The organism is [Mycobacterium] stephanolepidis (assembly GCF_002356335.1).
Lineage (GTDB): Bacteria > Actinomycetota > Actinomycetes > Mycobacteriales > Mycobacteriaceae > Mycobacterium > Mycobacterium stephanolepidis.
In genome coordinates this window covers 409,095-421,842 of the sequence record NZ_AP018165.1, presented here as the reverse complement: position 1 = coordinate 421,842, position 12,748 = coordinate 409,095, and the positions used below count along the sequence as shown (strand labels likewise).

The following is a 12,748-nucleotide window of genomic DNA, read 5'->3' as shown; positions in this document are numbered from 1 at the left end:
ACAAGATGACACCCCCGCGCCAATTGCGCAAACCTAGCCTTTCATATCGGCTTCGGTATTCCCGATGTCAGGGTGGCTAAAAGTGTGTCCGTGTCGCAGTTAAACCGCTGATAAAACCTGGTTATACCCTCGGCCAAACACGAAATGCATCGGTATCGCCCGGTGGTTCCCCGATGTTTTCGAGCAGCCGTCCCAGTCTGCGTCGCCCACTGATTCGTAACGCGGGATTGGCGCCCCGTGTTCCGATCAGGGTTGGGGCAATGCCGACGCGCATCAGCGCGGCCGCCAGCGCCGAATGCGTATCGGGGGCGTGCGGGTCCAGTCCGAGGAGGTATCGATCGGCTTCTGGCGAGCCCGCCGCGAGCACCCAGGCCCGCAATTCACGAGCACCCGGTAACCATTGCGCGGGCACGGTTTTCACCGCACCCCGAGTCCACTCGCGCGCGATCGGGAGCACCGCGGGATCGATGGCTGTTCGCACCAGCGGATGGTTCTCGTCGGTGTGACCGACCTCGGCTTGCAGGCCGGTTTCGGTGATCATTTCGGCCAGCGCCAGCGCACGCCACGGCTGGTCCACGACCACCGAGATCCGGGCGCCCGCGCCACTGACCACGACCTGGCCCGGTCCGGCCAGCAGCCCCGCCAGATCGGCGACCTCGGGAGGCACCGATTCGGCGGAAAAGAAGGACAGCTGGCTCACAGTCACCGACAGTACTTTCTCCGCGCGCCAGGGGGCTCTACCCGCGCGCGGAGAGATTCTTGGAACGAGAAACGCCCCCAGCCATGGCCAGGGGCGTTCCTTCGACGGATGTGGGTCAGACGGCGCGGACGCCGGTAGCCTGGGGGCCCTTGGGGCTCTGGCCTACCTCGAACTCAACCTTCTGGTTCTCTTCCAGGGTACGGAATCCGTTGCCCTGAATCTCCGTGTAGTGGACGAAGACGTCGGCGGAGCCGTCCTCGGGAGCAATGAACCCGAAGCCCTTTTCCGCGTTGAACCACTTCACAGTTCCCTGTGGCATTTCTTGATTTTCCTTCTCTTACACCGGGTGCGACGCGCCGTTCGGTACGTCGGGCCCCGTTCCGACCGCCATACCCCGTGAAGAAGACCCTCGCAGGAACCGCGACCGCAACGTCGATCCTGCGAGTGCAAAACACGAACACAGAAGCTGCGACCGCCCTAAGTAGAGCATGTTTAGAGCGTTGGCGATAGCGGTGAGCCAGATAATTGATAGGAAGTTCGGTGAACAGTGGCGAAACTTCGGCCACCTTTTGGCCTGCCTTACCCTGGCATTATGGCCATATGCGGTAGCGAACTCGACACCGTTTTGGCACAAGTGTGCAGGTCACGAGGGGTTTTGCGGTGACCGTAGGCTATGGCCGCGAACTGCTGGATCTCATCGTGGCCGGTACGCCCAGCGGCGAAACTCCGGTGCGGCATATTTGCGATATTCCTGCCCGAAATGCCGAGGTCGCGATGTGGCCGCGGTGGGCACACCACGATGCGATCACTGCTTTTGCCGCCCAAGGAGTGACCGATCCGTGGTCGCACCAGGTCGCCGCCGCCTCGCTGGCGTTCGCGGGCCGCCATGTGGTGGTAGCCACCGGCACCGCATCCGGGAAGTCGGTGGCCTATCAATTGCCGATTCTGACCGCGTTGGCCGCAGAGCCGCGGGCCCGTGCGCTCTATCTGGCACCCACCAAGGCACTCGGCCACGACCAGTTGCGCTCGATACGCGAATTGATTACGGGGATCAACAGTTTCGATCGAGTGCTGCCCTGCGCGTATGACGGCGACAGCTCCAACGAGTTGCGGCGGTTCGCGCGCGAGAGCTCGCGGTGGATCTTCACCAATCCCGACATGATGCACGTGTCACTGCTGCACAACCACACCCGCTGGTCGGCATTCCTGCGCGGATTGCGCTATCTGGTGGTGGACGAATGCCATTACTACCGTGGAGTTTTCGGGTCAAATGTGGCTCTTGTGCTGCAGCGACTGCTGCGCTTGTGCGCACGCTATGGTTCGCGTCCGACGGTGGTATTCGCCAGCGCCACGACCTCCAATCCTGGCGCTGCGGCGCAGGCATTGATCGGTCAGCCGGTCGAAGAAGTCATCGCAGATGGTTCTCCGCACGGGATGCGCACGGTGGCGCTCTGGGAACCGCCGCTGCTTCCGATCACCGGAGAGAACGGGGCACCGGTGCGACGCCCGGTAAGCACCGAGGCATCCCGGCTCCTGGCCGATTTGGTCCAGGAGGGAGCGCGGACGTTGACCTTCGTCCGATCGCGGCGCGGCGCGGAGATGACAGCGCTCGGCGCCGCCCATCGGCTCGCGGAGGTCGATCCGGCACTGGCGTCGCAAGTGGCGGCGTACCGGGCGGGCTATCTGCCGGAGGACCGCCGGGCGCTGGAACAGGCGTTGTCGACGGGCACGTTGACTGGTGCGGCGACCACGAACGCTCTTGAGTTGGGCGTCGATATAGCCGGTTTGGATGCCGTTGTGGTGGCGGGCTTCCCGGGCACCGTGGCCTCATTCTGGCAGCAGGCGGGACGCTCCGGGCGCCGGGGGCAGGGGTCATTGGTGGTATTGGTCGCTCGCGACGATCCGCTGGACACCTACTTGGTTCACCATCCGGGCGCGCTGTTGGATAAGCCGATCGAGGCGGTGGTGATCGATCCGACTAATCCACATGTGCTGCGCCCCCATCTGCTTTGTGCGGCAACCGAATTACCGTTGAGCGAGGACGACGTGCGATCCCTGGATGCCGGGGATGTGGTCGCCCAGCTCGTTGACGACGGGCTGCTACGCAAGCGGCCCGGCGGATACTTTGCGGCCCCCGGCCTCAATCCGTATGCGGCGGTGGATATCCGTGGATCTATCGGCGGGCAGGTGATGATCCTGGAGGCCGATACCGGGCGCGTGTTGGGAACTGTCGATTCCGGGCGAGCCCCCGCGACGGTGCATCCGGGTGCAGTCTATTTGCATTCCGGCGAGACCTATCTGGTCGATTCGCTCGATTTCGGCGATGGAATCGCTTTGGTGCACAACGCCACTCCCGACTATTCGACGTTCGCCCGGTCGACCATCGATATCGCGATCACCGGCGAGGGCGAGCGGATCGATCTGGGTGACGTCCAGATAGGGCTGGTGCCGGTGGACGTTACCCACCAGGTGATCGGCTATCTACGCAAGCTGGCGACCGGCGAGATCCTGGACTTCGTCGAACTCGACATGCCCTCCTCTACGCTGAGCACCAAGGCGGTGATGTACACCATCACCCCGGAAGCGTTGGCGGGCATCGATATCGAGGCACTAGCCACACCCGGTGCCTTGCATGCGGCAGAGCATGCCGCGATCGGCCTGCTGCCATTGGTGGCCAGCTGCGATCGTGGCGACATCGGCGGGGTGTCGACTGCGCTGCAAGCAGAGACCGGGCTACCAACGGTGTTCGTGTACGACGGCCACCCCGGCGGTGCGGGTTTTGCCGCCCGCGGATATCAGCAGCTCGCGATCTGGCTGGGTGCCACGGCCGACGCCATCGAGTCGTGTGAATGTGAGGCGGGGTGCCCGTCCTGTGTGCAATCGCCCAAGTGCGGCAATGGAAACTCCCCGCTGGACAAGACCGCGGCCATCAAGGTGCTGCGGTTGGTGTTGTCCCGACTACCCGGCTAGAAGGCGCGGGCGTACTGCTTGGGTACCGTCGGCCTCAGCTCGGCGCCCAGTTCCCGGGCGGCGCGCCGTGGCCAATACGGGTCGCGCAGCAGTTCGCGGCCAAGCAGCACCGCCGAGGCATCGCCCGCAGCGAGGATCGATTCGGCTTGGTGTGGCTCGGTGATCATGCCGACTGCGGCTGCGGGAAGAGCTGTTTCGGCCTGGACACGTCGGGCGAATCGCACCTGATATCCGGGCCCCGTGGGAATCCGGACATGTGGCACATTTCCGCCCGTCGACACGTCGACGAGATCCACCCCACGCGCCTGCAGCAGCCTGGCCAGCTCGACGGTCTGATCGGGTGTCCAGCTGTCTGCCTCCAGCCCGGGCTCCTCGGACACCCAGTCGGTGGCCGACACTCTGACGAAAAGCGGCAGGTGTTCGGGCCAGACCGTACGTACCGCCGCGACGGTGTCCAGGGTGAGCTTCACCCGACCGGCAAAAGACCCGCCGTACTCGTCGGTGCGGGTATTGCTTGCCGGAGAGAGGAATTGGTGCTGAATGTAGCCGTGGGCGGCGTGCACCTCAAGCACCTGGAAACCCGCCCGCAACGCGCGCTGCGCGGCAACCACGTAGTCATCGATGATCGCGTTGAGATCAGCCGACGTGGCTGCTGCCGGCGGCTCGAAGTCACCATACGGCGCGTTGGTTGGTCCAATTGTCTCCCAGCTCAATGGATCTGAGGGATTCAGTGAGAGATGCCCGTCCCACGGTGCAACGGTAGACGCCTTACGTCCGGCATGCCCGAGCTGCACCGCGGGAATGGAACCAAAATCCTTGATGACGTCCACGATGGCGGCCCAGGCCTGCTCTTGGGTGTCGTTCCACAGCCCGGTGTCGTACGGGGAGAGTCGCCCTCGCGCATTGACGGCAGTTGCCTCGGTGAACACCAGCCCAGCACCACCGACCGCTCGACTGATCAAGTGAGTTCGGTGCCAATCGTTGGGTGTACCAGTCAAGGGACCGGTGGGGTCTGCCGAGTACTGGCACATCGGCGACATCCAGATCCTGTTGGGAATGGTGATATCGCGCAGCCAGTACGGCTCGAACAGCAGGCTCATGGTGCGAAGACTCCTCGCGTCGGGTCGGCGGCCAGCCCGGCTGGCCCGGCACAATCCAACGCAGATGGGCGCGGGATGCTTCCCGCGCCCTATTTAGCCTGCCTGTTCGGTTGCCGGCCCCTGCTCGACCGCGGAGAGCGCCTCCCGCACGAAGTCGGCGGACAGCACGACCGCCTCGGCGGTGTCGCGTGAGACGGCAATGGCCGGGAAAGCATGCAGCTGCCACGAGTAGCTGTGCACCTTGGCCACCACACCTGCGGTGGTGAGCTTCTCGGCAAGCTCCAGCGCATCCGGCTCTAGGAACTCGTCCTGCGCGGTGATGAGCAGCGTGGGCGGAAACGCCTCGACAGGCACCGAAATCACCCGCCGTTCGCCAGTGAATTCCACTGGGCCCCTATAGAATTTAGGTGCCAACTTGGCGAGCTTACCCTTGGGTAAATACGCGTCATGACGGCTGGTACTGGACGGATTGGAGGCCAGGTCCAGGTCCAGCAGCGGCGAATACCCCACATAGGCAACAGGTTTCGGCAATCCATGGGTGTGCGCATACTCAATGACCTTGCCGCTCAGGTACCCACCCGCCGAGTCACCGACGATGATCACCCGTGCGTAGTCCTGCAGTAGCTCGCGGTAGGCCTGCACAGCATCTGCCACCGAGGTGCCTACCCCGGCTACCGGCAGCTGCCGGTAATCGAGCACGTACACGGGGATCTGAAGCTGGCGCGCCAACAATCCGGTGATCTTGCGGTGGGTGGCGGGCCCGCACGCAATGAAGGCACCACCGTGCAGGTAGAGGATGGCGGTGTCGGAATCACTGGCCTGCGTCCCGGCCGGCACCATCAGATCCGTGGGTCGGTCGGCCAGTGCGATCCGCGTCCGCTGGATGCCGGGTGCATCGGGTCCACGTTGGGCCCCCTGGTCCAGCCACTTGAGCTGCCGAAGACCGGCGTCGAGGATCGGAAACAGGATCAACAGCGGCTTGACGAAGATCAGCACGAACAGAAACGGCAACCGAGCCTTGAGACCCGACTTGGGGTGCAGGGTGACGACCATCCGCTAACGCTACCGCCAGCGATTTGGCCGTCGCCGCGGAAGGGTATTCAAGACGAAGCCGCAAACACCTGAAAGGCGATTTACCTTAGTGTTTAGAAGCCCGCAATGGTTGTGAAGGTTCATGGCAGGAGTTGCGAACAGATCGAATCCATCACCAGTCGAGAATGTGCCGGAAAGAGGTGAATGGTGACGATCTTTCGTCTCGGTCCGTCCAGTTACTTTGGCAACCCAGCCACGCTCGTGGAAGGGGACCAAGAAGGCATGCGATTGTTCGCATGCGCCCTCCACTCAGCGCTCGAAAACGGCCGTGCAACCTTAGAAGGCGAAGGAGGTCTCCAACACCTGATAGAGGAGCGAAACGGCCCTGCAACCATCACGCTCGGCCAATACGGCGTCGTATGGCAACTAGACAGATCCAAATTGGATGAACTTCTCGCGCTGGTCGATCCACTCATCGCGGATAACACATCAGGACATCAATACCTGGACATCAGAAGCCCAACAGAAACCCTGGTCATCTCCGTCAACGAGTTCTCCTAGATACCGAGACATCGCCCTCGCCACTGCAGCCGTTGATCGAATGGCGTGCCATCGAGCAGCGTTCAAAACCCGTAACCTCGGTGGGTGCCTGAGACCAAGGGTCGACGTCAAGACCGTCGCACCGCTGTAACGACTGCGGCAATCCTCGACGCGGCGGAGGGGCTTTTTGTGGAGCGTGGGTTCCACGCGGTCACCATGGACGCGATCGCCGACTCCGCCGATCTCGCGGTTGGTTCGATCTATCACCACTTCAAGAACAAAGAGCGTCTCTATCTCGCACTGGTCGAGCGCGCGCTGCTGGTCAACGAGGAGGCGATGGCCAGGGCCTTTGGTGAAGGCCGCACGCCGATGGAGGAACTGCGGGCGGCCAGTGACGCCTACTGCGATTTCCATCTGCAGAATCCGGGGTACTTCCGCATGATCGCCCTGCGCACCCTCGACGTCCCCCCCGGGGATATGGCCGACGAAGTCGAACGCCGGATCGCCGACAAGGTCGAGTCGCTGGTCGGCGATATCGCTGATGTGCTCCGCCGCGCCGACGCCGCGGGTGAGCTGCACTGCACAGATCCGGTCCGGACATCCATCTTTTTGTGGGGCGCCTGGAATGGCGTGCTATCGCTCAATCTGCGCCCTGACCGGCTGCGACTTGAGCCGGCCGAGATGCAACGCGTACTGGAATTGGGGCGCGAGATCATCGAGCGCGGCCTCGTTCGCAATAAAGTCTTGTAGTAGCGTTCAGTTTTGTAGTAGCGTTCGGTTATGGTGCTGGCGGCGGCGATTCAACTCGAAGCAGTCATCGGCGATGTCGCCGCGAACCTGGACAAGTACTCCAGGCTCGCCGATAAGGCCGGCCAATCCGGAGCGCGCATCATCGCGTTACCTGAGTTCTTCACCAGCGGGATCGCCTTCGACCCCTCCTTGAAAAATGCCACCCTGCCCTTCTCGGGAGAGGCCACCGAACTGCTGTGCGCGCTGGCTCGTCGCTACGACGCGCTCGTCGGCGGCTCGTTCCTGTGCCGGGACGAGGATAGCCACGTCCGCAACGCCTACGTCGCGGCCGACGCGACCGGGGTGGTCGGGCGCCACGACAAGGACCTGCCGACCATGTGGGCGAACTCCTTCTACATCGGCGGCCAGGACGACGGGGTGTTCCGCGCGGGCACGTATGACGTTGGGGCTGCCGTGTGTTGGGAGCTGATGCGCACCCGCACCGCACAACGCATGCGTTCACGGGTCGACCTGGTCATGACGGGTTCCGGCTGGTGGTCAGTACCTCCATGGCATCCGCGCGCGACCTTCGAGGGGATGGAACGTCGCAACCACGAGACCGCCCGGGCCGCGGCGGGTACCTTCGCCAAATACGTTGGAGCACCGGTCGTTCATGCCGCGCACGTCGGCGATTTCCGCTGCGCCATGCCCTGGATACCCCTCGGGTATCGGGGACACTTTGAAGGTTCCACCCTGATCACCGACGGTGCCGGGCACGTCATCGCCGAGCGTCGCCCAGAGCAGGGCCAGGGAATCCTCCTCGGCGAGATCGACCTCGGACGCCAGGCACCCACGGCTGAGATTCCCGACCGCTTCTGGCTGCATCCCCGCGGCGCACTGCCCACCGCCGCATGGCATTACCAACGGTGGCATGGCCGGCGATGGTATCGCAGAAACATGGTCAGCGCATGAACCTCGTCGTCCGCATCGGCCTCCTCGAGCTGGCATTCGGGGCAATGATGGGGTGGGCGGTGGCCGCCAACTTCCTTGCCCCGCGACTGCTCAAGCGCATCGGCGTGACGAACGGCCGCAGGTTCCTCCAGGCCCACCTGGACTACATCATGATGGGAATACTCCTGATCGCGGTGGGTCTCGCCGTGCCGGGAATGCCCGGCTGGCTGGCCGCCGTCGTGGTCTTTGGCGCGCTGCTAAACCCAACCCTGTTTCTGCCGATGGCGTTCAAGGAGAACGTCGCGTCCACCGCAGTTTTCAAGGCCGTCACGTTCGCCTCATTCGTGGCAACCAGTGGCGGTCTGGCTTTGGTTGCAGTCCAATAGGATTGGCAGCCGCAGCCCGCTTCAGGCCGTCTTCGTGGCCCTGATCGTGTACGTCAGGGGCATGACACCCGACCGCTCGCTCAGCGCCCATTCACCTCCGGGCCGCGGCGCCATATGGCCGGGAAGGGCCTCCCAAGGAACACTATCGTGCTCGATCAGGAGATCGATGCGCAGACCGCTCGTGATCAGAGCCGTCACGATCTCCCCGAGAGAGTGATTCCATTCATAGGTCGTCGAAGCCTGAATGACCTTGTCCGTAGGGACGTATGTTTGACCGTCGTCCCATTCCAACGGTTCGTCATGCTCGAAGTACGGGTATCGCAGACGCAACTCATCGCCAACGGAATCATCCATCGACCACAAGATCGGATGACCTTCGCGGATCACTAGAGCCCCACCGGGAGCAAGGAGCGCCGAGACCACCTCCGCCCATGCGTCAACGCGAGGAAGCCAGCACAGCGCCCCAATTCCGGTGTAGACAAGGTCGAAGCTATTGCACGGCAGTACTTTTGCTGCGTCGTGAACGTCTGCCTCTACGAAGGTCACGACATCACCCGTCTCGGCGGCCAGTGTCCGAGCCTCCCGGATAGCGTCCTGTGAGAAATCCAGGCCCGTCACAACGGCCCCCAAGCGGGCCAACGAAATCGTGTCTGTCCCAATATGACACTGCAGGTGCACGGTGTTCTTGCCTGCGATGTCACCGAGCACCGGCAGGTCGAAACTGACGACATCCGAGAGCAACGAGCCGTTGTCGATGAAGTTCTGCACCTGATACCCCGAGCCATCGCGTGCCGCGTGAATTGCGGCCCGCTCGTTCCAGTTGGCCCGATTCGCACCCAACCAACCAGCTCTGTCACTCATGGCTGCCATCCTATTGGCGCGTACAACCTATTTAGCTGTACGGACAATGATCAGGTCATGGTTCTGTTAAACCGTTGCGGTAGTGGGCTCGTCCGGTTGCGGTCCGGGGCTCGGTGCATCTCTGAACGTTGCACGTTTCCGGGCGGGGAGTTTCTGTGGCCACCAGAACCACGGCCCCAGGAGCCTGGCCAGTGGCATGACCAGGAACAGCCGAACGATCATCATGTCGAAGATCAAGCCGATGCAGATGGTGGACCCTGCCTGGCCGATGTTGACCACATCGCTGGAGAGCATCGCCAGCATGGTTCCGGCGAGCACGAATGCCGCGGTGACGGCAACGTTGCCCGAGCCTGCGATGGTCCGAATCAGACCCGTGCGTATTCCGGCGGACAGTTCTTCGCGGTATCGGGAGAGCAATAGCAGGTTGTAGTCGCAACCCACCCCAACAAGCACGATGAATGCAATAGGCAGTGTCAGCCAATGTAATTCGATACCTATCAAGGTTTCCCAGATGAATGCGGCCAAGCCGAGGGAGCCCAGGAAAGACAGCACCACGGTGATCAGGACAATCACCGAACCGGCCAGGGTGCGGGTGATCACCATGACGATCAGGAACACCAGCCCGAATGTCGCCAACATCATCGTCAAGATGTCGTTCATGGAAAATGCCTGTACATCACGATAATTCGCGGATGCACCGGCTACCAGCAGATCGACATTGGACAGCGATGTCCCCTTGATCGCCTCGTGGGCGGCGGACTCGGCGCGCTGAATCTGATCAATGCCCTGGGGGCTCATCGCTTCGCCCTGGTGGTAGATCAGAATCCGTGCGCCCTTGCCGTCAGGGGTCATCATGAACTTCAACCCGGTCTGAAAGTCCTTAGTTTTGAACGACTCCGGCGGCATGAAGAAGAAGTCGTCATTCTTGGCGTTGTCGAAGGCCTTACCCATATCGACCATCGGGTCGATCATGGGCTCGAGCTGGGCGATGGTGGCGTGGAAGAGGCTTTGCATGGTCAAGGTCAGCTGCTGCATGACAGCCATGTTCTGCACCATGGCATTGAGCTGAGTAATCATCTGCGGAGTGGCCGCATCAACCATGCTCAGCCCGTCCACCATCGGGCCCAGTTGCGAGGTCGCTTCGTCGATGTTGTCGACCGATTCATTTAACGAGCGCATGGCCCAACAAATCGGAATGTCGAAACAGTGAGGTTCCCAATACAAATAGTTACGTATCGGGCGGAAGAAGTCATCGAAGTTGGACAGGTTGTCGCGGGTCTTCTCCATCGCAGCCTTCAGACCCCGGGAAGCCTCCACGGACATCTGCGTACCCGCGGACAGCTGGCCGGTGATGTTCGCCATGTTCTTGCTCAGCTCCATCATGTCCCCCATCCGGGCGGCCATGGTGTCGATGTCGGTTACGCGGTCTTTCAGGAACCCCAGATTCTGACCGATCTTGGTCCCCATCGAGCCCATCGCATACGGCAGTGAGGCGTGTTCCAGCGGCCGGCCATTGGGCCGGGTAATGCTTTGCACCATCGAAATGCCTGGCGTACGAACAATGTTCTTCGCGATCCGGTCCAGACTGATCATGTCGGTGGTGTTGCGCATGTCGTGATCTGCCTTGATGTACAAGGTGTCGATCGAGAGCTGACTCGGCTGGAAATGCCGGTCCGCGGCGTCATAGCCGCGAGATGACTCAACGCTCTTGGGCGCGTAATCGCGATCGTTGTAGCTCACCGTGTAGTTGGCCAAATTCGCGATACACAATGGAATCACCAGCGCTGCAACCGCAATCATCGCGACAGGCCACTTGGCGATCGCCGTGCCCAGCTTGCGCCAGACCGGACTGGTCTTGGCCGGCTCGGAGAGCCAGGGGATCTTGCTACCCAGTGTCAACAGGGCCGGCCCCAGCGTGAGCGCCGCGATAACGGCGACGACCATTGCCACAAAACACGGTGGCCCCAACGTCCGGAAGTAGTCGAGGGTCGTCAGGCTCAGGCACAGGCACGCACCCGATATGGCAATGCCCGATCCCAGAACAACGTGGGCCACGCTGCGCACCGAGGTGTAGTAGGCGGACTCCCGGTCCTCCCCCGCGCGCCGGGCCTCCTGAAAACGGCCCAGGTAGAAGATCCCGTAATCGGTGGCGACACCGAGAACTAATGACACGGCCATGTTCATCGCGAACGACGAGATCCCGATGACGTGGTTTTCGACCAGCAGCGAGACCACGCCACGGGCCGTGGCCAGTGTGATCAACACTCCGATCAACGGGATGATCGCCCGAGTGAACGAGCGGTAGGCGATGAGCAGCATCGCGATGATGACCACGATGGTGACGATCGTCAGCGTGACCATGCTCTCGTCGGCGGCATTGAGAGTGTCCGAGGCCAGGGGTGCCGGCCCACTCACGTAGACCGTGAGCCCCTCGGGCTTGTCCTTGTCCAGCTTTTCGATGATGCCGCGGATGGCCTTGATCGACCTGTTCGAGTCGGCATCACCCAAATCTCCGGCAGGGCGCACCGTCAGCGTGGCGGCCTGCGCGTCGGCGCTCTGCTGACCCGACCTGGTGACAGGGTCGCCCCACAGGTTCATGAGCGACTGCACGTGCTCTTTGTCGTCGAGTAGACGGCGAACCATCTCGTCGTAGTACCGGTGGTCCTGCTCGCCGAGCGTGCGGCCCTGAGTCTCCAGGACGACTACCGCCATGCTGGTGTAGTCGGACTCTTCAAAGTCCTGTCCCTGCGTGATGGCAGCGGCTGACGAGGGTGCGTCACGGGGAATCATCGCCTTGGCATTGGCCGCGGTCGTTTCTTCCAGGGTGGGCACGAAAATGTTGAGGGCTGCGGCAGCCAGCACCCAGAAGATCACCACCGGAATCGCCAGCACGCGGAGCAATCGCGCAGGCCCAGGGCGCTTCTCGGGTTCCTTCGCCACCGGCGGTGCGGGCGCTACCAGTACCGGACCGGTGTTCGCGTCCTCCGGCGGCTGCTGACCCGATGTCATGCTGCCGTCACCGTGCATGCGACCGCGGCACTGGCATGGTTGACGACCTGTTCCTCGCGGACCTCGCCGTTGACGCGAATACGGCAGCCCAGCGAGTCCCCGTCCACCTGGGCGACCAGGCTCAGCGACGCGGCCGACGACATCGTGGTTTCAGAGACCGACCACGGCAGCGCTGTCAGCACGACGTCGACGGGTTCGCTGTTGAGGTTGGCATAGGACACCTTCCCGCTGGTTCCCAAATTGCCGAACACCTCGTAGGTGACGTTCTTGGGATTGATCTGAACAACCGTGGCCGGGATCGGACGGGTAATCGGCGGATGGCTGATTGCCTGCGACTTCTCCCGAATCCGATTGACTCCGAAGCCAACGACCACGATGACGATGAGCGCCACCAAAGGCATCCACAACGTGCCGAGGATTCGACCGGCACGGCCCCGCGACTGTTTGTGTCTACTCATAGCTGAGCACTC

The 12,748-nt window shown here is 62.4% G+C and carries 12 protein-coding genes; 5 read left to right on the top strand and 7 right to left on the bottom strand.

All coding sequences use genetic code 11. The annotated features are described in order from the left end of the window. Positions 1 to 121 precede the first annotated feature (121 nt). Together MSTE_RS02175 and MSTE_RS02170 are read right to left on the bottom strand one after the other, a co-directional pair. A complete protein-coding gene (locus MSTE_RS02175) occupies positions 122 to 700 on the bottom strand; it encodes a hypothetical protein (RefSeq protein WP_096498609.1) in 579 nt (192 codons plus the stop codon). Between the two features lie 115 nt (positions 701 to 815). Continuing rightward, on the bottom strand, positions 816 to 1,019 hold the full coding sequence (locus MSTE_RS02170) for a cold-shock protein (protein ID WP_005064941.1): 204 nt from the start codon (positions 1,017 to 1,019) through the stop codon (positions 816 to 818). A 341-nt stretch (positions 1,020 to 1,360) separates the two neighbouring features. Between MSTE_RS02170 and MSTE_RS02165 the strand changes: the two genes are divergently transcribed. Then, positions 1,361 to 3,670, top strand: coding sequence for a DEAD/DEAH box helicase (locus MSTE_RS02165; protein WP_096505333.1), 2,310 nt, complete (start codon positions 1,361 to 1,363; stop codon positions 3,668 to 3,670). Here the strand turns inward: MSTE_RS02165 and MSTE_RS02160 are convergent. Together MSTE_RS02160 and MSTE_RS02155 are read right to left on the bottom strand one after the other, a co-directional pair. Beyond that, positions 3,667 to 4,770, bottom strand: a complete 1,104-nt coding sequence (locus tag MSTE_RS02160) for an NADH:flavin oxidoreductase/NADH oxidase (RefSeq protein WP_096498607.1) — start codon at positions 4,768 to 4,770, stop codon at positions 3,667 to 3,669. The genes MSTE_RS02165 and MSTE_RS02160 overlap by 4 nt on opposite strands. A 93-nt stretch (positions 4,771 to 4,863) precedes the next feature. Continuing rightward, positions 4,864 to 5,823 (bottom strand): alpha/beta hydrolase, encoded by a 960-nt coding sequence (locus MSTE_RS02155; protein ID WP_096498605.1) that lies wholly within the window; start codon positions 5,821 to 5,823, stop codon positions 4,864 to 4,866. A gap of 183 nt (positions 5,824 to 6,006) precedes the next feature. On the opposite strand from MSTE_RS02155, the gene MSTE_RS02150 reads away from it, so the two are divergent. The 4 genes from MSTE_RS02150 (at position 6,007) to MSTE_RS02135 (ending at position 8,408) form a co-directional block, all read left to right on the top strand. Next, positions 6,007 to 6,363 (top strand): hypothetical protein, encoded by a 357-nt coding sequence (locus MSTE_RS02150; RefSeq protein WP_096498603.1) that lies wholly within the window; start codon positions 6,007 to 6,009, stop codon positions 6,361 to 6,363. Between the two features lie 84 nt (positions 6,364 to 6,447). Beyond that, positions 6,448 to 7,092 carry a TetR/AcrR family transcriptional regulator gene (locus MSTE_RS02145; RefSeq protein ID WP_096498601.1) on the top strand — a complete coding sequence of 215 codons (645 nt, stop codon included), beginning with the start codon at positions 6,448 to 6,450 and terminating at the stop codon, positions 7,090 to 7,092. 30 nt (positions 7,093 to 7,122) lie between these two features. After that, complete coding sequence (locus MSTE_RS02140) at positions 7,123 to 8,043, top strand: carbon-nitrogen hydrolase family protein (RefSeq protein ID WP_096498599.1); 921 nt, start codon at positions 7,123 to 7,125, stop codon at positions 8,041 to 8,043. Further along, positions 8,040 to 8,408, top strand: a complete 369-nt coding sequence (locus MSTE_RS02135) for a hypothetical protein (protein ID WP_096498597.1) — start codon at positions 8,040 to 8,042, stop codon at positions 8,406 to 8,408. Before MSTE_RS02140 ends, MSTE_RS02135 begins: the two co-directional genes overlap by 4 nt. A 21-nt stretch (positions 8,409 to 8,429) precedes the next feature. Here the strand turns inward: MSTE_RS02135 and MSTE_RS02130 are convergent, their stop codons facing one another. The 3 genes from MSTE_RS02130 to MSTE_RS02120 form a co-directional block, all read right to left on the bottom strand. Next, positions 8,430 to 9,269 carry a class I SAM-dependent methyltransferase gene (locus MSTE_RS02130; RefSeq protein WP_096505331.1) on the bottom strand — a complete coding sequence of 280 codons (840 nt, stop codon included), beginning with the start codon at positions 9,267 to 9,269 and terminating at the stop codon, positions 8,430 to 8,432. A gap of 66 nt (positions 9,270 to 9,335) precedes the next feature. Further along, entirely contained in the window at positions 9,336 to 12,278 is a 2,943-nt protein-coding gene (locus tag MSTE_RS02125; RefSeq protein WP_096505329.1) for an MMPL/RND family transporter, read from the bottom strand. Further along, entirely contained in the window at positions 12,275 to 12,736 is a 462-nt protein-coding gene (locus MSTE_RS02120) for an MmpS family transport accessory protein (protein WP_096498595.1), read from the bottom strand. Before MSTE_RS02120 ends, MSTE_RS02125 begins: the two co-directional genes overlap by 4 nt. Between the last annotated feature and the right edge of the window lie 12 nt (positions 12,737 to 12,748).

Coding starts and splice junctions, on each gene's coding strand:
- MSTE_RS02120 (WP_096498595.1), bottom strand. CDS start 12,736: ATGAGTAGACACAAACAGTCGCGGGGCCGTGCCGGTCGAATCCTCGGC.
- MSTE_RS02160 (WP_096498607.1), bottom strand. CDS start 4,770: ATGAGCCTGCTGTTCGAGCCGTACTGGCTGCGCGATATCACCATTCCC.
- MSTE_RS02130 (WP_096505331.1), bottom strand. CDS start 9,269: ATGAGTGACAGAGCTGGTTGGTTGGGTGCGAATCGGGCCAACTGGAAC.
- MSTE_RS02140 (WP_096498599.1), top strand. CDS start 7,123: ATGGTGCTGGCGGCGGCGATTCAACTCGAAGCAGTCATCGGCGATGTC.
- MSTE_RS02155 (WP_096498605.1), bottom strand. CDS start 5,823: ATGGTCGTCACCCTGCACCCCAAGTCGGGTCTCAAGGCTCGGTTGCCG.
- MSTE_RS02150 (WP_096498603.1), top strand. CDS start 6,007: ATGGTGACGATCTTTCGTCTCGGTCCGTCCAGTTACTTTGGCAACCCA.
- MSTE_RS02125 (WP_096505329.1), bottom strand. CDS start 12,278: ATGACATCGGGTCAGCAGCCGCCGGAGGACGCGAACACCGGTCCGGTA.
- MSTE_RS02135 (WP_096498597.1), top strand. CDS start 8,040: ATGAACCTCGTCGTCCGCATCGGCCTCCTCGAGCTGGCATTCGGGGCA.
- MSTE_RS02170 (WP_005064941.1), bottom strand. CDS start 1,019: ATGCCACAGGGAACTGTGAAGTGGTTCAACGCGGAAAAGGGCTTCGGG.